This window comes from Acanthopleuribacter pedis, from assembly GCF_017377855.1.
In the GTDB taxonomy this organism is placed as follows: Bacteria; Acidobacteriota; Holophagae; order Acanthopleuribacterales; family Acanthopleuribacteraceae; genus Acanthopleuribacter; species Acanthopleuribacter pedis.
In genome coordinates this window covers 68,283-87,936 of record NZ_JAFREP010000037.1, presented here as the reverse complement: position 1 = coordinate 87,936, position 19,654 = coordinate 68,283, and the positions used below count along the sequence as shown (strand labels likewise).

Here is a 19,654-nt window from a genome sequence, read left to right as displayed (position 1 = left end):
CGCCTACAAATCCCAAAAACTTTTGGTTTCTTCGTCCACGTCGAAAATGCGCGCGTGGATCACCAACGCATCGCCGCTTTGAATCACCAGGTTCATCACCCACAAGTCGGCTTGTTCCGGGTGCTCGTGTACATCAATCGAGGCGATGGCTTCGCTGCGTCCCTTGGGAAAAGTTCGCGACAGCGCGGTGTGCATGAAGCCGTGGCCCACAATCGTGATTTCGCGGTGATCTTCACCGGTGGTTTCTACTTTGATGCGCGCGTCACCGGCGAACCAATCAAGTTCGACCTCGTGTAAAACAGCATCGTTAAATGTTTCCCATTGGAAATTGGCGTTTTGCTCGCTTAATCGCTGTTCGGCCATGTGAGAACCCCCTCCATCCGTGCGGGTCCTTGGTAAACGCTGTCGCGGGAAGGGGAGAGGGTGACGTGAACCCATGCCTCGTAGCTGTCTTCCAGTTTGCGTCGATCCACCAGGATCCCTGTTGAGAAATTGTGCCGTGCCAAAATTGCGTCGACTTGGTCGGCCAAGGTCACCGTCAGATTACCGGATTGGGCTTGCCAGTCGAGGTTCTCCAACGCGTTAAGGTTGCTGTCCCGATAGTCCTCGGGAAGATGGTCGGTATCAAGCGGTAGAAAGACGCCTTCAATTTTGGGCTGGAGGCAGGAGTGACCACCGACTTGATTGCTGTAAATGACGCCGGTTTGTTTCTTAATAACAACACCAACGCCGTTGAGGTTGTACAAACTTAAGTGAATCGGTTGCGATGCCACTATTGGGTTCCCGTTTTTTTATGGTCCTCACCAAATTCTAGACGAAAATTGCAAAACAGCGATTTGAAACGGAGCAACCGCCGTCCCTTTGAGGCCTTGATGCGGGCGTTCGTCGATGGGCCCGGGTGAGGTCAGCAGTCGGCAAGTGTTTTCGTTCCTGCCCGAAAGCCGCATGGTGTATACTTCGCGCATATCTTCTTCTTCCCGCTTGACAGGCTTCAAGCACGATTTTGGCGGGGTTTAACGTTCTTCATTATTTCACCAATTTGTCTCGAATTACTTATTCAAAAAACAGCTTTTGTCCTGGAACCGTGGCTTGTTGTGGGCCGCAAGGTTTCGATCTGGACGCCTGCACCTATCGATATTTACCCCCTATTACCCCATAAGGAAAAATCATGCACTTTTCTTGGTGGAACCTGTTCCACATCACCTTACTTTGCTGTTGTTTTGTCGTGGACGAGGTTGCCGCGAGCGAGCTCTATGCCGAACACGCTTCTACGACACGCTTTTTTTTGGCCAATCAGGCCCATCCCCGAACCGGAAAAACCCTGGTGGATCAAGACGCGGTGGTCGCCTTTGTGCAAACCCAACAGGGTCGGGTTTTGTTTACCCCGGCCGGGGCGGCGATTGGGATGCCCGCTGCCGACAAAACCAAACGCGGGGGTGCCCAAAGCGGTACCGTCGTCCTGCAGGCGGGTTTTGCCCCCGGTCACGCGGCCAAGCGTGCGTTATCACCCCGTCTCGCCGCGCCTAGCCCGGCCAAGGCGCATTTTTTGGTGGGTGAGCGTGCCAATTGGCGCACCGATCAAACCATGTACGGCGAATTGGTTTACGACCACGTCTGGGACGGTATCTCGGTGACCTACCTCGCCGGCGCCGATCATCTACGCATGCGCGTCACCGTGGAACCGCACGCGGATCCGGCTCGCATCGCCCTGCACAGCGGCGGCGACATGCAGCTTGGCGCCGACGGCACGATCACGGCTTCGCTGGCGGGTGCCGAACTGCATTGGGCCACACCCCAGGCCTACCAAGAAGTCGGCGGTCGGCGATTGGCGCGCACCGTTTTTTACCGCATCTTGCCCGACGGCGGCTTGGGCTTTTCAATCGACGGGTTCGATCCCAGCCGGGCGCTGACCATCGAACCCCAACTCTCTTGGAGTACCTTTCTCGGCGGTGGCGGCGGGTCCGGCGAGGAAACCGCCGAGGCGGTCACGGTCGACGGCGAGGGCCACGCCTACGTCACCGGTGCCACACCCACCGCGGATTTCCCCACGACCGCCGGCAGCTACGCGGTCGATTTCCACGGTCGCTTGGATGTTTATGTCGCCAAGCTGAACCCCGACGGGTCCGCCTTGCTTTACAGCACCTTTATCGGTGGTCGTCACGATGATCTACCTTGGGCGGTGAAGGTTGATGCATCGGGGCATGCTTACGTGGGCGGCTACACCCGATCCGACAATTTCCCCACCACGCCCGGCGCCTACGACCAAACCTTCGGCGGAAATTTTTCATCCGACGCCTTTTTGGTCAAACTCGATCCGGCCGGTGCCGCGATGGAATACGGAACCTACCTTGGCGGTGACTTCTACGAGGTGATCACCGATCTTGCACTGAATGAGGCCGGCGAGGTGACGGTGGTTGGCGAGACCTTTTCCAGCGACTTTCCCACAACCCCTGGTGCGTTTGATGAAACCCACGGCGGCAGTATGGATGCCTTTGTCGCCAAGTTCAACAGCGCCGGCAGCGGGCTTGCCTTTGCAACCTACCTCGGCGGCGCGGCCGATGACGGTGCCGCTCGTCTGGCCCTGGCGCCCAACGGCAACGTCTAGGTGACCGGCTACACTGAAGACCCCCTGTTTCCCACCACGCCCGGCGCCTACGACGAAAGCCACAACGGGGGCCGTGACGCCTTTGTGAGCGCGTTGCAGGCCGACGGGTCCGCCTTGGTCTACAGCACCCTGCTCGGAGAAAGCGGCCGGGATGCCGGAACCGCGATTGCCCTGGACGCCGCGGGCAACGCCTACATCGCCGGAAAAACCAGCTCGCGGACCTTTCCCACCACACCCGGCGTGTTCGATCCGACCAGCAACGGGTCCGCCGACGCCTTTATTACCAAACCGCCGCGGTGCCGGCCGCCCCCGAGGTGATTAACGGCAACGCGGTCATTTGCGCGGGCGACACCAACGTGGTGTTCACCGTGCCGACCGTGGCGACCGCCACGGGTTATAGCTGGTCGGTACCTGACGATGCGGTGATTACCGGCGGGCAAGGAACCCATGAAATCACCGTGACCTTCGGCGCGGCCGGCGGTCCGGTATCGGTTGCGGCCGAAAACGCCTGTGGTCCCGGCCAGGCCTTTTCCTTGGACGTGGCCCTGCTGCCGGACGTGACCGTGGATGTGGGACCCGCGACGCTTTTGGTTTGTCCCGGCGATCCCGTCACCCTGATCGCATCCATCGCTGATGTCAAAGACTTGAATTACCAGTGGTTTAAAGATGAGGTGCTGCTGGAAGGGGAGGCCGAGGGAAGCTTGCGTTTGGCTGGAATCGATCTTGCCCAAGAGGGCGCCTACCACTGCACCGTGACCGCGCCCCGCGGGACCTTTGTGTCCACCGCGACAAACCTGACGATTGACGCCTTGCAACGGGTAAGCCTCACCCCACGGGACCAAATCGCACGCACCGAACCCCTGATCTTCGACCTGCGTTTGGCCTTTTCCTTCCAAAACATGCGCGTGGCCTGGACCGCGACCCCGGCGACCACGCTTATTGAGGACGGCCCACGCGTCACCATGGATCCGCCGCCGACGGAAACCACGCTGTTGGAGATGGTCCTCAGCGACGACACCACCGGCAACCAAGCGACCGATTTCGTGTGGATCCTGGTTGCGGCCAACACCGGCTTCGAGGATTACAACGACGACGGCTGCAGCAACACGCAAGACCTGTGGGACTTGGCCCAATTCTGGAACCAAGATTTCGCGGGCGATCCCAGCGGGGACGGAAAAATCACGGTGCTTGATTTTCTTTTTGTGAGGATGACCGATCCGACGCCCTGTCCGTAGGTGAGACGGAAAACCACCGCGGTCCTCCCCTTGTACAAAACATCATTCAGAGTCATGCCGATCCAAAGCGATGTGGCTCAGGGGCCCATCGGAACAGCCCCTTTGTCGGCGTGCCGACAAAGGGGCGACCCGCCTGCAGCGGTAACCACCCGCTGAGAACGCACGGTGCGCGACCAAACCAAGGGCGCGGTGCCGGATTCTTTGGAGGAACAAAGAAGGTTTCTCGAGTCGTCGCGGGTGCGCAACATATATATAATGATCACCGTTTTATTCTTCAACCTTTTGTTAACCACGCCTTTAATGCTATTTTCTTGGATATCATCCTGCAAAAACACGTAAATCGCGTCGCGATGGAATCACCCCCACGCGGACCGTGCCGCATCCGACCTACGTGCCGAGGGGGGTGGTCTTGAAGATTTCCTCACCCTATCCATAAAGGAAGTGTTATGACACGTTTAACCACGACCAGTGTCACCCTGATCTTACTCAGTGTAGGAATGCTTTTCGGCCAGGTAACGACCGAGACCGAAACGGCCGCGACGGCGTCCTATATGTCGGCGCCCAGTTACTTCATCCCCAACCAGGCACACCCCAACACCGGCAAACGGCTTTCCCAGCAGGACGGGGTGACAGCCTTCGTTCAAACGCGCTTCGGCCGCGTTTATTTCACCGCTTCAGGTGCCTTTATCGGCATGCGTGCCCCATCGCCCGCGCAAAAAGTCGGCAACACCGGTACCGGAACACCTTTGGCCGTGTTCCAGTCCGGGTTTGACCCCGCGTTTGCCGCCAAAAAAGGGTTAACCCCACGCTTGGCCGGCCAAACCGATGCAACCGTTAACTTCCTTGTCGGACCCCGTGAACGCTGGCAAACCGGTTTGCCCACTTACGAAAAAGTGGTTTACGACCGGGTTTGGGACGGCGTCTCCGTCGAATACCTCGGGTTTATGGACCGACTCGCTTATCGGGTGATCGTTGCGCCCGGTGCCGATCCCTCGGTGATCGAAATGCAAACCGGCGCCGCCTTGACCCAAACCGAGAACGGTGACCTGATCGCCGAAATCGCCGGCGCACAACTGCAGATCGGCCGCGTCAAAGCGTCCCAACTGATCGACGGGCGCCGCGTCCCGGTGAGCGTCGCCCTGCGCATTTTGGGTGACGGCGCTTATGGATTCGCCCCGGGTAACTACAACCCGCGCTACGCGCTGAAAATGGAACCCGAACTGACCTGGAGCACCTTCCTCGGGGGTGGTGGTGGTTTTGGCGACGAAATCGCCCGCGCCGCGGCAAGCGATGTGCAAGGCGACACCTACATCGCCGGTGAAACGCCCACCGCGGATTTTCCCACCCAAGCCGGTGCCATTGACGCGGAATGGAACGGGACCACCGATGTGTTTGTCACCAAACTCAACAGCGCCGGCAGCGGCCTTGAGTACAGCACCTTTCTCGGCGGTGAAGGGGCGGATATCGCCTACGGCCTGACCCTGGACATCTTCGACAACCTGTACCTCACCGGCTCCGCCTCGCCTGGTTTTCCCACCACCAACAACGGTTGGAACCGAACCCATGAGGGCGATTTGGATGTGTTTGTCGCCAAGTTAAACCCAAACGGCACCCAACTCCTGTACGCCGGGCTTTTGGGGGGCGGCGATGATGATGTCGGTTACGCCGTCGCCGTGGACGACAACGGCGCCGCGGTGGTCACCGGCGGCACCGCTTCTTCCGATTTTCCCACCACCGCCGGCGTCTATGACGGCAGCCACAACGGCTTCGAGGACGGTTTTGTCGCCCGCATCGACGCGCTCGGCAGCAACCTCGAATACGCCACCTTGATCGGCGGGACCCGCTTTGACCGACCCGTTACCATCGCCCTGGACAGCAGCGGCAACACCCTGATCGCCGGGGAAACCGCCTCCTCCGATTATCCCGTTTCGGGCGGCGCTTTTGACGAGGAAGCCAACGGTTCCCACGACGCCTTTGTGAGCAAACTCAGTCAAAACGGCGCCACGCTGATGTTTTCTACCTTTCTGGGCGGCAGCAGTTTCGACGACATTGCCGGGCTGGTGCTGGACGGGAACGGCGACATCATCGTCGCGGGTTCAACGTTTTCCAACGATTTCCCCGCGAGTAACGGCGCCTTCGACCAAACGCTGAGCGGCACCAACGACGGTTTTGTCGCGAAACTGGACGCCGCCGGCGCCAACCTCATGTTCGCCACCTATCTCGGCGGCTCATCCACGGAGGACGTCGTCGGGGTCGCGGTCGATTCTGAAGGCAACGCCTACCTGGCCGGAACCACGGCGTCGAGCAATTTCCCCGCATCCCTGGGCGGCGTTCAAGAGAACTTCGGCGGGGTCCTCGATGCGTTTATCGTAAAGGTGAATGCAACCGGTACCAACCTTGAGTTCGCGACCTTTCTCGGCGGCACGGGCACCGATGAGGCCTTTGGGATGAACCTCGACCTCGATAACCAAGTGATCGTCGTCGGCAAAACCCATTCTGCGGATTACCCCACCTCTGCCTCCGGTTTTGATCGCGCCCTCGGCGGGAATGTCGACGCCTTTGTCACCAAAATTGATTCGACCGGGACCACCCTGCGGTTCAGTACCTTCCTCGGGGGGTCTAGCGGCGACGCCGCCTTTGATGTGGCCGTCGACGGCGCGGGTGCCGTCTATGTCACCGGCGATACCCAAGCCGAGGACTTTCCCACCACCGGCGGGGTTTTTGACCCCGATTTTAATGGTTCAAACGATGTCTATGTCGCCAAACTGGACCCCACCGGGGCCAATTTGACCTACGCCACCTACATCGGCGGCAGTCAGGAAGAGGGCGGGGTCGCCGTCGCCGTCGACGGCGCCGGTAATGCTTATGTCACCGGCTTTACCCGCTCCAGCGATTTCCCAACCACCGCCGGCGCCTTCTCCCAAACGCTGACCGGTACTTCCGATGTGTTTGTCACCAAACTCAACGCAACCGGTACCGCTTTGTCCTACTCTTCCTTTTTGGGAGGGGACGGGTTTGAGCGCGCCACCGACATTGCCGTCGACGGCGCCGGCAACGCGCACGTGGTGGGTGCCACCTTTGCCAGTGATTTTCCCACCACCGGCGGCGCCTTCGACACCACCTTCGCGAGCAGTTCAGACGGGTTTGTCACCAAATTCAACGCCACCGGCACCGCGCTGCTGTATTCGACCTTATTGGGTACCACGGGCGGGGCCGAGGTCGCCGGGATCGCCTTGGACGGCGCCGGTAACGCCGCCCTTGCCGGCACCACCGGCGCGGCCGACTTCCCAACCACCGCCGGCGCCTACGACGAAACCGCCAACGGCGACGACGACGTATTTGTCAGCCTGTTGAACGTCACCGGCACCAACCTCATCTTTTCCACCCTGCTCGGCGGCAGCGGCCAAGACACCGCCACCGGCATCGCCATCGGCCAAAACGACGATCTTTACGTGACGGGGTACACCCGTTCCTCCTCGTTCCCGATCACCGGCGGCGCCTTTGACACCAGTTTCAGCGGCGTCTACGAAGGTTTTGCCGCGCGGATTGCAAGCGCGGGTAATGCCTTGACCTATGCCACCTACCTCGGCGGTTCCCGTAGCGATTACCCCGCATCCATCGCGGTGGACAGCGACGACCGGGCCGTGATCACCGGCCAAACCGAATCCACCAACTTCCCCACGACCACCAATGCCTTTGATCGCTCCGCCAACGGCGGGACCGATGCGTTTGTCACCCTGCTGAGCGATGACGGAACCCAGTCCTTGTACTCGAGTTACCTCGGCGGCGCGGACGAAGATTACGGCAACGGTGTTGTGTTTGACCCAAGCGGCAACGGCGTGGTCGTCGGTTCCACCCGCTCCAGTGAATTCCCAACCACCGCGGGGTCCTTCAAACCCAATCCCGGCGGCGTGGGCGACGGTTTTGTTACCGCGATCTGTTTCGACCTCCCCGATCCCGCGGGCGCCATCACCGGCAGCACCACCTTCTGCTCGGGTCAAACCGGGGTGACCTACAGCGTGGCCGCGGTGACCGGCGCAACCGGTTATACCTGGACCGTGCCGTTCGGCGCCACCATCACCGCGGGGCAGGGGACCACCTCGATTACCGTTACCTTTGGAACGATTGCCGGCAACGTCACCGTGGCCGCCGAAAACGCCTGCGGCCCCAGCCCGCGCGCCGAGTTAGCGGTGACCTTGTCCGGGGGCGTTTCCTTTACCACCCAGCCGTCGGATGTAACCACCTGCCCCACGGAACAAGTCCAATTCAGCGTCGTGGCCGAGGGCGCCGGTTCGTTGACCTACCAATGGTACAAAGACAATGTGTTGCTGGGTGGCGAAACCAGTGCCGACTTGGTGCTGGCCTCGGTGACGAGCGCGGATGCGGGTTCCTACCAGTGTGAGGTTACCGATAGTTGCAGCAGCCTGCGTTCCGATGCCGCCCTGCTCACCATCAGCGGTCTTGCCGATGTATCGGTCCAACCCGTATCCCAAGGGCTCGGTCTTAACCCGCCGGAATTTGAAGTCAACCTCGCCTGTGCCGGGATCAACACGACGACCCTATGGTCGGCAGACCCCGCCACCACCTTGGTCACCAACGGGGGCATGGTCACGCTGAACCCGCCGCCGTCCGTTTCCACCCAGGTCACGGCCACCGTCCGCGACACCGACACCAACGCGGAAACCACGGCAAGCGCCTGGCTGCTGGTTTCGCCCAACACGGGGTACGACGACGCCAACGGGGACGGGTGCAACAACATCGCCGACCTGTGGGAGCTCACCCCGTTCTGGCAACGCCCCTTCGAAAACGACCCCGACGGCAACGGCTTCATCGACGTGCGCGACTTCCTGTACCTCAACCTGACCGATCCATTCCCTTGCCCGCTTTAACCCAATCCTAGAAACAACACCACGGGGCCGGATGTCAATCAAGCATCCGGCCTTTTTTCTTTAAGAATTAGCGTACGGTTCACTTACCATACTTTATTTAACGAGGGCACAGAGTTCTATTTTTCACAAGCCACGATTTATGTTTTTTTTTAATGCAATTTTTATTTATTTTTATTATTCTGAAAATTCCCCAAATAGCCGGCTATCCACGTGTTGGTTCGTTGATCCACTTATCCGCTTTGATTAAAACAACATACGCTTTTAATTCAATAATCCTTGTTCAAACCTTTTGATGCGGTGGTCCGTGGAGAAATAAATGATCAAATCCTTATTTTCGATAATCCTCGCTCTCGCTTTGGCTTTTGCAAATCTGTTTGGCGGAAATAGCCCAATTCCTAGCGAATCATCTTTACATCGCTTCAATACCACCCCAACCAACTTCATCCCCAACCAACGCCACCACAAAACCGGTAAACCTTTGGTTTCAGACGAGGCGGTTGTCGCCTTCCTCCAGACACGGCAAGGTCGTGTCCTTTTTACCCCAACGGGTGCCTACATGGCTGCACCAGGGGTCGCTACTGGGAAGTCTTATGGAATGAAGGAGGAAACGGAGTCGCTGCCGACCAGGAAAACCGTTGTCTTTAAGGCTGGTTTTGCCAAGGATCTGATAGCCAAACGCCGTTTAACACCGCGTTTATCCAATCCGGCGGGGACGGTCAACTTTTTTATCGGTCCCCCGGAAAACTGGCGCACCCAAATCCGCACGTACGGGGAACTTGTTTACGAACAGGTTTGGGAAGGGGTATCGGTGGTTTACCAAGGCCGAATGCAGGGGCTCGCGATGCGCGTAGAAGTAGCGGCCCACGCCGACCCATCGAACATAGCGCTCCAGATGGGCAGTACACCGACCGTGGATGAAGCGGGAGCATTACGCGTGACAAGGGAGGGCGCTGAGATGGTATTCTCCAAACCCACCGCGTCCCAAATCATTCAGGGACAACGGGTTCCCGTGAATGTCGCTTACCGCGTCCTTCCGTCTGGTTCGGTTGGCTTTTCGCTTGAGCATTACAACCCCGAGGCCTCACTCACGATTCATCCACAAATAACCTGGAGTACCTTGCTCGGCGGCGAAGGCGGTGACGGAACTGAAGAGAGCCGAGGCATTGCTGTCGATTCCCAGGGACACGCGTACCTTACCGGGTCCTCCCCGAACGCTGACTTTCCAGTTGTCACGGGCGCCTATGATGAAAGTTGGAACGGCGCCCACGATGTATTTGTAACCAAGTTTAATCAAACGGGAACCGACTTGGTTTACGCGACTTTTCTGGGGGGGACCTCGATTGATCAAGGATTTGCAATTGCTTTGGATGAGGTTGGTAATGCAACCGTGGTGGGACGCACCTATTCGAACGATTTCCCAACAACCCAGGCCGCGGTTGATCGAACCTTTGGAGGCGTTACTGAAGCCTTCGTCTTTCAACTCAATGCATCCGGCGACACACTAAATTTCAGCACCTTACTTGGCGGTGACACCGAGGATCACGGGTTTGGCGTAGCCCATGACGCGGAGAGGAATGTCTACGTGACCGGCGAAACCTTCTCCCAAAACTTTCCCACCACGGACGGTGCTTACAACGAAACCAACCTCGGTTTTGGCCATGCGTACGTGTGTAAGTTAAATGCTACGGGTTCCCTGATGGTTTATTCGACCTTGATCGGCGGAAACAGTACGGCAAGTGCACGATCAATTTTTGTAAACCACCGTGGCGAAGCCTACATTGCAGGCCTTACCGCCGACAGTACTTTTCCAACAACAGCCGGTGCGATCACAACAACCTTCGCGGGTGAGAGGGATGGGTTTGTAAGTAAATTGAACGCTACCGGCTCGGCATTGGTTTATTCGACCTTTTTGGGGGGCTCCAGTGAAGACAACGCCTCAGCAGTTTTCGTCGACAATAGCGATCACGCTTACGTGACAGGAACGACCTCGTCTTCCGACTTTCCAACTACAGTTGGATCGTTTGATCCAAGTTTTAACGGCGCCACGGATGGGTTTGTGGTGAAACTAAACAGCAACGGTTCGGCCTTTCTTTACGCCACGTTTTTGGGTTCTTTCGGTAATGACATCGGAAACGACATAGTGGTGGACACGGAAGGGCAAGCTTATATAACCGGTGAAACGTCGTCGAGCGGTTTTCCTGTGACCGACCAGGCTTACGATACCACCTACAACGGGAGTTCAGATGCGTATGTTGCCAAATTAAATCCATCGGGCGCCTTATTAACTTATGCCTCGTTTCTTGGTGGCTCTAGTGAGGATCGTGCTGCCGCGGTCGCCATCGACCCTGCCGGAAATGCGTATGTCACAGGTCTCACACGTTCGACCCGTTTCCCAACAACCCCCGGCGCATTTGACCGCGCATATTCCGGTAATTCCAATCTATTTCTAAGCAAAATTCAATCAGGCGGCGACACCCTAGCTTTTTCAACATTTTTTGGTGGATCGGGTCGCGATTTCCTTCAAGACTTAGCCGTTGACGGCGCTGGAAATGCGTATTTGACAGGATCCGTACAAAGTAATTCCTTTCCAACAACCGACGGTGTTTTCTCTCAGCAATATGCTGGAAACAGGGATGTACACATTACAAAGGTAGACGCATCCGGTTCCACCCTTCTGTACGCAACCTATATGGGCGGTCCCGGAACAGAAGCAGGAACAGGGATCGCAATCGACCTCGATGGCAATGCTTATGTCACCGGGGTCACGGATTCCGGTGCCTTTCCTACCACGCCAGGCGCCTTTGATATCAGTTTTAATGGGTTAGACGATGTTTTTGTAACCAAGTTAAATTCTACAGGTTCGTCATTGTTGTATTCAACTTTTCTTGGCGGGTTCGATACTGAATGGGCGTTTGACCTTGCGCTGGACAACTTAGGTCACGCCTACGTTGTCGGCCTTACACCCGGACAAAATTTCCCCATTACTCCAGGTGCTTACGATGAAACCTACAACGGCTTCTTTGATGGATTTGTGAGCAAGCTAAACCCAACCGGATCAGCATTGGTGTATTCAACTTTTCTCGGTGGCTCAAGCAGAGATGAACTGATCTCAGTGGATTTAACTTCTGACGGCGAAGCAATCGTAACCGGCCAAACGCGATCCTACGATTATCCAACCATCGCGAATGGCTTTGATACCTCTTATAATGGTGGTTTGGATGTTGTTGTTTCAAAATTAAACAGCATGGGAAGTGATCTGATCTTCTCAACCTTCCTTGGCGGTATGCAAGATGATGCGGTTCGAAAAATTACCTTAGATGCAAATGGGAATTCATACGTATGTGGGATCACCTTTTCAAGCGACTTTCCCACGACGCAGGGTGCTTTTAATAATACTTACAGTGGAAATCAAGAAGGTTATGTAACTAAGTTAAGTTCAGACGGCAATAGATTATCATATTCCACTTTTCTTGGCGACACGGGGAATGACATTGTCTATGGTATTGCGGTTGGCACCGGCGGCGAAGCAACGCTTACCGGCAGTACGTCTTCTGTTAATTTTCCCACGACCGTTGGTTCTTTCGATGAATCCCACAACGGTGGTCTTGATGCCTTTGTAGCGCGACTTGATCCACGCGGCGAAGCGCTCCTGTATGGCACGTTTCTCGGCGGTGAAAACCGGGATTCGGGTTTCGGTATTGTCCTCGACCAAAGCGAAAACCCACTCATCATTGGACACACAAATTCGCTGCTGTTTCCCACCTCTGACGATGCCTTTGACCAAACCCTTGGCGGCAACGGGGACGGGTTTGTTGCCAAACTTTGTCTTTTCCTTCCCGAGCAACCCGCGGCCATCCTCGGCGTCGATAATCCGTGCCCCGGGGAACACGGGCTTGTTTATTCGACCACGCCGGTTCCCGGTGCTACTCGTTACCGTTGGACCGTACCCGAGGGCGCCATGATCACCGCGGGATGGGGGACGCCCACCGTGACCGTGCGCATGGGAAGCCGGCCTGGTCACATCACCGTGGCGGGCGAAAATCTCTGTGGACCCGGTCCCGCGATAAGCCTTGCGGTTACCCCGGCCACTTTACCGCCACAACCCGGCGCCATCACCGGCGCCAATACCATCTGTGCCGATGACGATGATTTTTCGTTCCGTGTCGAGGAAATCACTGGCGCAACGGGTTACCTCTGGAGCGTTCCCGAGGGTGCCGTCATTACAAGCGGACAGGGAACAGCAACCGTGACCGTCATTTTCGGTCCCCATGTAGGCCTTGTTTCTGTTGCTGCTGAAAACGCCTGTGGTTGGGGTCCCCCGCAAACCCTAGAGGTACGCCTCCTTCAGAACGAAACAGTCTCCGTGGTGCCGGCCTTGGTCACCCTTTGTCCCGGCGAATCAGCGCGCTTGACGGCAACGAGCGCCGGTTCACCAACACTTAGCTACCAATGGTTCAAGGACAATCTTCCATTATCCGGCCAGACCAAGGCAATCTTGGTTCTGGATGCGGTAACCGATGAGGATACGGGCGCGTACCATTGTCACATCACTGGAGCTTGCGGTACGGCGGCAACGGAGCCCGCGAGACTTTCCATCAACCCCCTGCGTGATGTGATAGTGGTTCCCGGATCGCAGAGTTTGGGGTTGACCCTCCCCGAATTTGACATCGCCTTGGCCTGCATCGTGGACGCGGATGTCGCATGGCGCGCAATTCCGTCAACCCAATTGGTTCTAAACGGAACGGGCGTCACCTTGAATCCTCCACCACCGATCACCACCCGCATCGAGGTCACCGTAACCGACCCCGCAACAGCCCAACAGACTCGAGCCAATGCCTGGCTTCTGGTAGCAAATGAGAGCGGCTTTGAGGATGCTAACCACGATGGGTGCAACAACATCGCCGACTTGTGGGAACTCACCCCATTTTGGCGACAAGCCTTCGAAAACGACCCGGACGGTAGCGGTTTCATTGACGTGCGTGACCTCCTGTATCTTAACCTGGGGGATCCCTTTCCTTGCCCAATAACAAAACCCTAATAGCCACGTCAGGGGTCGGGCGTCTATCAAGAAGGTGGCGGTGGGAAAAGGGTTCTTCAAAAGGTGGTGGTGTGGACAGGTATCGACAAGGTGCTGAATTGGTTTGGGATGCTCCGCTGCGCCTTCAGCGCAGGTGTCACCATTTCCCGTTACCCATGGTTGGTAACCGGCTGCGCCGCGCCTGTTACAAACCATGGGTTTAAATCCGGCTAGGCTTCACCTTGCCAACGGTTTACGAGCCTGCGTCCCTTTCTACGGGTTTGAATCGGCGACCGTTTTCTTTTGGATCACCTGATGCGCGGGCCGGTTCATCATGACGTTGGCGGTGCCGGTTTTGGCGTTTTCATCCCTGAATGCTCCCGGAAGACAGGCCTCACGCTGGCGGAACCATGTGCAACAGGTTCCAGGGGAAGATTCCTAGAACTTTGGGTTGGTAAGTGCTGAAACATGATGTAAGGTACGCTTGTGTGAAAATTTGCCCTCTTCAATTTATAGCGTAAATTTGTTCTACCCTTTTTGATTTTTTATGGTTCCCGGCTATTCCGGGTTCGCCGCCAAGCGGCATCACTTCTTTTAACTTATTCAAACCAAAGGGACAGCCCCATCAACGTGGTCTGGTTCCGCTTGTCGCCATCCCCCGGTGTTTTTCCGGGATCGGGTCGGCTCAGGCGCGGCTCGTCTAGGTGGTACGCACGGGTGAATTCCTCTGTCCCAACGGAATGTCATTACCATGACAAAAGGAAACGGCATGAACCACTTTATGTTCAAACGTGTTGCGATGATGGTCCTCGGTTTTGTTTTTCTGCTCGGCCACACCCAAGCCACACCCCCGGCGTCGGAGCTGCACCTTTTTGCGAAGGCATCGAACTTTTTCGTTCCCAACCACCGCCATGAGACGACCGGCAAACGGCTGGTCGCCGACGATGCGGTGGTTGCTTTTGCCCAAACCCGGCGCGGTCGCGTGTTGTTCACCCCAGGTGGCGCTTTTGTGGCGGCAAGGACCGGCCCCGATGACCGCAACGGCTACCCAGGAACCCTGGACGTTGCCGCCCCAAAAAGAAGAACCGCTGTATTTCAAGTAGGTTTCGCCGCTAGCCAGGTGGCGAAAGGAACGGTGAAACCGCGTTTGGTGGAACCGAGCGAGGTGCCGGTTAACTTTTTGACCGGGCCTTCCACGAATTGGCAGACCGGTGTCACCACCTATCAAAAATTAATTTATGACCAGGTTTGGGAGGGGATCCACGTTGAATACTTGGCCGGCGCGGATCGGCTGAACATGCGGCTGGTGTTGGAACCTTTTGCCGACCTGAATCAGGTCCATCTGGAAACCGGCGCCGTTGTCGCCACGACCGAGGAGGGCGGCCTGGAAGCGGCGCTCGGCGATGCGGTTCTGCAGGGGGCGCGTCCCATCGCTTATCAAATCATCGACGGTCGCCGGGTAACCCGTGCCGCCGTTTACCGGGCGAAGGCGAACGGTGCGTTTGGGTTCGTCGTGCCGGATGCGGATCCCGCTGTTGCCTTGGTTTTGGAACCCACCTTGAGTTGGAGTTCCTACCTTGGCGGCGACGGGGGGTTTTCCACCGAGCGCGGGACCGATGTGGCTTTGGACGCCGCGGGCAATACCTACATCATCGGGTACACCGGTACGGCCGATTTTCCCACCACCGCCGGTGCCTTCAACCAAAGTTGGAGTGGTGATGAGGATGTGTTTGTGGCTAAACTCAACCCCGGCGGCACCGAGGTGATGTACGCCACCTACCTCGGTGGCTTGAACGCGGACCGAGGTATTGCCGTCGCCCTTGACGGCGATCAAGCGGTGATCCTCGGCCATACCGAATCGCCCGAATTCCCGACCACCGTCGGCGCCTTTGAACGCACCCACAAAGCAGGGACCGATCTGTTTGTCGCCAAGCTCAACGCGACAGGTTCGGCCTTGGTATTTTCTACCTTTCTCGGTGGCTACCGCAACGATGAAGCGCGAGATCTCGCCCTGGATGCAAAGGGCCGTGTGCTCATCACGGGCGGCACCACCTCGCAAGGTTTCCCGACCACCGAAAACGCCTTCGACCCGTCTTTTAACGGCATTGAAGATGCTTTTGTCGCCAAACTGGACGCGGACGGTGCATCGCTGCTTTTTTCTACCTTCTTGGGCGGGGCGGCCAGGGAGAAGGCCTACGCCGTGGCCGTTGATGCCGCGGGCAACACCTATGTGGCCGGTGAAACAGCCTCGGAAAACTTCCCAACCACCGCCGACGCTTACGGTACCGAGCCGGTGGGATCGTATGACGGTTTCGTGGCCAAACTCAACAGCACGGGTACTGAATTGTTGGCGGCAACCTTCTTGGGCGGCTCGGAAACGGAACGCTGCACCGGGATTGCCGTGGGTGCGGGGGGCGCGGTGACCGTGGTGGGCACCGGCCGTTCCCCCGATCTTCCCACCACCGCCGGCGCCTTCGACACCCAACCCAATGGCGGCCTGGACGCTTTTGTGGTGCGCCTGAATCCCAGTTGCACCGGGTTAATCTATGCCACCCTGCTTGGTGGTGAACGTTCGGATAGGGCCGGGGCCGTGCACTTGGACGAACGGGGGAACGCCTTCATCTTCGGCGAAACCTATTCCCCCGATTTCCCCGCAACAGAAGGGGCGTACGACGTCCGCCACAACGGAAACCAGGATCTTTTCCTCGCCAAGCTAAGCAATGACGGCGCCCAACTTATTTATGCCACCTACCTGGGCGGGGAAGGCAATGATTACGCCGGTGGCGCGGCGTTTGATCCCGCCGGAAACGCCACCCTGGTAGGTTATTCTTCTTCAGACAACTACCCCACCACCACCGGTGTCCTCGGTGAACGGCGCAACGGGCTTGCCGATGTGGTGGTTACCCGACTTAATGCGACCGGTTCCGACCTGCTGTTCTCTACGTACATCGGGGGGTCCGGTTATGACGAGGGTCAAGCGCTTGCCTTGGATGGCGAGGGCGCGGTTTATGTGGCCGGCAACACCTTCTCCGATTCCTTTCCAACCACCGGCGGCGTGGTTGATCAAACCTACAACGGGGATTTTGATGTGTTTGTCGGCAAAATGACGCCCGAGGGGGATCGCTTGCTGTACGCCACCTATCTTGGTGGCGGCCGTGCTGATTCCGTCCACGGGATCACCGTCGACGGGGACGGAAACGCCTACCTCACCGGGATTACCTATTCCGCGAATTTCCCCACCACGGCCGGCGCCTTTGAGACGGGCTACAACCAATATGGCGACCTCTTTGTGGCCAAGCTCAATCCCGGTGGTACGGCATTGGCCTATTCGACCTTTCTCGGCGGTTATTACGGTGATTCGGGACGCGCGATCGCCGTTGACGGGATGGGACAGGTCACCGTAACCGGCAGCACCCATTCCGCGGATTTCCCGGTTACGGAAGATGCCTTGGATGACAGCTTCGACGGCAATGAAGACGCCTTTGTGGCGCGCTTCAATGCAACCGGATCCACGCTTATCTACAGTACGTTTTTGGGGGGCGAAGGCGGGGATTCCGCTCGCGCCCTTGCGCTGGACGAAAACGGGAACATGGTCATCGCGGGAAGCACGGATTCGGCCGCGTTCCCGGTGACCGCCGGCGCCTATGACACCACCCATAACGGCGGCAGCGATATTTTTGTCGTCAAGATGAATGCCGAGGGTTCTGCTTTAAACTTTTCGAGTTATCTTGGTGGAGAAGGATCAGACACACTTGGCGCAATGGTACGGGATCCTGCCGGAAACCTGTACGTGACGGGGAATACCACTTCTTCTGATTTCCCCGTCACCGCCGCCGCCTTTGATCCAACCCAAAACGGGTATACCGATGCCTTTGTCGCCAAATTCAACAGCGCCGGCACCGCGGTGGCGTATGCGACTTACCTGGGCGGGCAAAGGGATGATCGCGCCTTGGGCATTGATGTCACCGAGGCGGGCCACGCCGTGATCACCGGAACGACGTATTCTGAGACCTTCCCGGTCAGCCACCATGGTTTCAGTCAAAGCTTGAGCGGTTCCCATGATGCTTTTTTGGTCACCCTCGATGAAACGGGTTCGGCACTCAATTACGGATCCTATTTAGGGGGCCCCCATTACGAGGAAGGCCGCGCGGTCGTTTTGTCGGACGCCGGTTACGCCTACGTCACCGGTTATACCGAATCCAGTATTTTCCCGACCACCGCGGGCGCGTATGATGAAACGCCCAACGGCGCGGGCAATGCGTTTGTGGCCAGGCTCAATCTCAGCGCGCCCAATCAGCCGGGGTCCGTGAGTGGCCCGGAAGTGGTGTGTTTCTATCAGCGAGGCGTGGTTTATGCTGTTCCGCCCGTGCCCCGTGCGACCGAATACCTTTGGCGGATTCCGGCGGACGCCACCCTCGCCAGAGGCGCCGGTACCAACCGCATCATGGTTCATTTCGGCGAGGAAGGGGGCGAGATTGGGGTGCGGGCAATCAATGCGTATGGGGCCGGGCCTGAACAGACGACCCAGGTTCTCATCAAAACCGCGCCGCCGATGCCTGAACCTATTTCCGGCCCAACCGAGGTTTGTGCCAGGGAAAACAATTTGGTGTATTCGATTCCAGCGGTAGCGGGCGCGGACGGCTACCTTTGGCGCGTTCCGCGCGGTGCGCGCATCATCTCGGGTTGGGACACGAATCAGGTAACCCTGCGCATGGGCGAAAACTCGGGCATGGTTGCCGTTTATGCAACCAGCGACTGCGGCGTGGGGCCGAAACGCGAGCTACCGGTCAGGGTAACGGGTTTGGTGCCGGCCTCATCACCCCGTGATACCCGTGCCTGCTTTGGGGATTCGGTGAATTGGTCGGTCACACTTGTTGGTGACAAACCGGCTACTTATCAGTGGTTTAAAGACGGGGTTCCCCTGACGGGTGCGACCGCGTCTCGCCTCACGTTGCACGAAGTCGACGCAAGCGACGCGGGGTTTTACCATTGCGAGGTTCGCGACGATTGTGGTTCGGTGACCACCCGTTCAGCCCGGCTTTCGCTCTCGAATTTGGCCGGGATCGTCGTCGCCCCAGGCGCGCAAGCGTTGGGTGTCAACCCGCCGCGTTTTGAGGCATATTCCCGTTGTCCGCTCGGCGCGTTGTCTTACGATTGGTCGACCGATCCGAGCACCCCGTTTGTTGCGACCGGGAACAGCATCCAGTTCGACCCAGCCCCCCTCGAAACGACCCGAATCCTCTTGACGGTTACCCATGAAGACACCCAAGAACGAGCCACGGTCGAGGCATGGCTCCTCGTACCGCCAAATACCGGCTTCGAAGATGTGAATGGGGATGGGTGCAACAGCATCACGGACTTGTGGGAACTGCTCCCGTCTTGGCGACAGACCCTTGCGGGCGATCCCAACGCCGACGGCCTCGTCAATGTCTTGGATTTCCTGTTTATCCCGCTAACCGGCCCAACACCTTGTCCTTAGAGCCCGCATCGCTCATCAAGATGGGTTGCCAGGGAGATTGAACCAGCCGTGGGAACGCAGCTTGCGTCCGAGGGCAAGCAACGGTGCCAACCGTTCGGCGTGGCGGTGCCACGTCGGCACGGTCGCACCGTTGTTTGCTGTAGGCGTTACCGAGAGGGATTTTGGGGACGAGTTTCTGCAAGGTTCTGTAATGGTTTGCGTTGTTCCTCTGCGCCTACAGCGCAGTTTTCCACCTTTCCAGAGACCCATGGTTGGCAAGCGGCTGCTTCGCGCCTGTTGCCAACCATGGGCTTAAATCCGGCAAGGTTTCACCTTGCCAATGGTTCGCGAGCCGGCGTCACAAAAACGGTGGAACCTAAGATTTCCCCCTGCAAAAACCCACAACACACTATCAGGGGTGGCGCAACAACGCCGCGGCCTTGCCAGGCC

Annotated in this window: 9 protein-coding genes and 1 pseudogene; 7 read left to right on the top strand and 3 right to left on the bottom strand. The window is 57.8% G+C overall.

What is annotated here, in order from left to right:
* Positions 1–3: 3 nt before the first annotated feature.
* Complete coding sequence (locus J3U88_RS28635) at positions 4–363, bottom strand: hypothetical protein (protein WP_207862445.1); 360 nt, start codon at positions 361–363, stop codon at positions 4–6.
* Complete coding sequence (locus J3U88_RS28630) at positions 345–773, bottom strand: DUF6210 family protein (RefSeq protein ID WP_207862444.1); 429 nt, start codon at positions 771–773, stop codon at positions 345–347. Before J3U88_RS28630 ends, J3U88_RS28635 begins: the two co-directional genes overlap by 19 nt.
* A 395-nt stretch (positions 774–1,168) precedes the next feature.
* On the opposite strand from J3U88_RS28630, the gene J3U88_RS28625 reads away from it, so the two are divergent.
* From J3U88_RS28625 to J3U88_RS35470, 4 genes and pseudogenes are all read left to right on the top strand, one after another.
* A complete protein-coding gene (locus J3U88_RS28625) occupies positions 1,169–2,605 on the top strand; it encodes a DUF7948 domain-containing protein (protein WP_207862443.1) in 1,437 nt (478 codons plus the stop codon).
* Positions 2,606–2,923, top strand: a complete 318-nt coding sequence (locus tag J3U88_RS35115; protein ID WP_207862442.1) for an SBBP repeat-containing protein — start codon at positions 2,606–2,608, stop codon at positions 2,921–2,923. It abuts the gene before it with no gap.
* The gene (locus J3U88_RS28615) at positions 2,902–3,840 is read left to right on the top strand and encodes an immunoglobulin domain-containing protein (RefSeq protein ID WP_207862441.1); all 939 of its coding nucleotides are present in this window, start codon (positions 2,902–2,904) and stop codon (positions 3,838–3,840) included. The genes J3U88_RS35115 and J3U88_RS28615 overlap by 22 nt, the downstream gene beginning before the upstream one ends.
* 446 nt (positions 3,841–4,286) lie before the next feature.
* A pseudogene (locus tag J3U88_RS35470) lies at positions 4,287–5,348 on the top strand (DUF7948 domain-containing protein); the annotation flags it as partial.
* 87 nt (positions 5,349–5,435) lie between these two features.
* On the opposite strand, the gene J3U88_RS35465 reads toward J3U88_RS35470, so the two are convergent.
* Positions 5,436–5,600 carry a hypothetical protein gene (locus tag J3U88_RS35465; RefSeq protein WP_423842091.1) on the bottom strand — a complete coding sequence of 55 codons (165 nt, stop codon included), beginning with the start codon at positions 5,598–5,600 and terminating at the stop codon, positions 5,436–5,438.
* A gap of 249 nt (positions 5,601–5,849) precedes the next feature.
* On the opposite strand from J3U88_RS35465, the gene J3U88_RS35460 reads away from it, so the two are divergent.
* The 3 genes from J3U88_RS35460 to J3U88_RS28600 all read left to right on the top strand — a co-directional run bounded on the left by J3U88_RS35460 (position 5,850) and on the right by J3U88_RS28600 (position 19,225).
* On the top strand, positions 5,850–8,729 hold the full coding sequence (locus J3U88_RS35460) for an SBBP repeat-containing protein (protein WP_423842090.1): 2,880 nt from the start codon (positions 5,850–5,852) through the stop codon (positions 8,727–8,729).
* A 316-nt stretch (positions 8,730–9,045) separates the two neighbouring features.
* Positions 9,046–13,767 carry an SBBP repeat-containing protein gene (locus tag J3U88_RS28605; RefSeq protein ID WP_207862439.1) on the top strand — a complete coding sequence of 1,574 codons (4,722 nt, stop codon included), beginning with the start codon at positions 9,046–9,048 and terminating at the stop codon, positions 13,765–13,767.
* A gap of 748 nt (positions 13,768–14,515) precedes the next feature.
* Positions 14,516–19,225 carry an SBBP repeat-containing protein gene (locus J3U88_RS28600; protein ID WP_207862438.1) on the top strand — a complete coding sequence of 1,570 codons (4,710 nt, stop codon included), beginning with the start codon at positions 14,516–14,518 and terminating at the stop codon, positions 19,223–19,225.
* The last annotated feature ends 429 nt before the right edge of the window (positions 19,226–19,654 follow it).

Coding starts and splice junctions, on each gene's coding strand:
- J3U88_RS28635 (WP_207862445.1), bottom strand. CDS start 363: ATGGCCGAACAGCGATTAAGCGAGCAAAACGCCAATTTCCAATGGGAA.
- J3U88_RS28625 (WP_207862443.1), top strand. CDS start 1,169: ATGCACTTTTCTTGGTGGAACCTGTTCCACATCACCTTACTTTGCTGT.
- J3U88_RS35460 (WP_423842090.1), top strand. CDS start 5,850: ATGTTTTCTACCTTTCTGGGCGGCAGCAGTTTCGACGACATTGCCGGG.
- J3U88_RS28605 (WP_207862439.1), top strand. CDS start 9,046: ATGATCAAATCCTTATTTTCGATAATCCTCGCTCTCGCTTTGGCTTTT.
- J3U88_RS28600 (WP_207862438.1), top strand. CDS start 14,516: ATGAACCACTTTATGTTCAAACGTGTTGCGATGATGGTCCTCGGTTTT.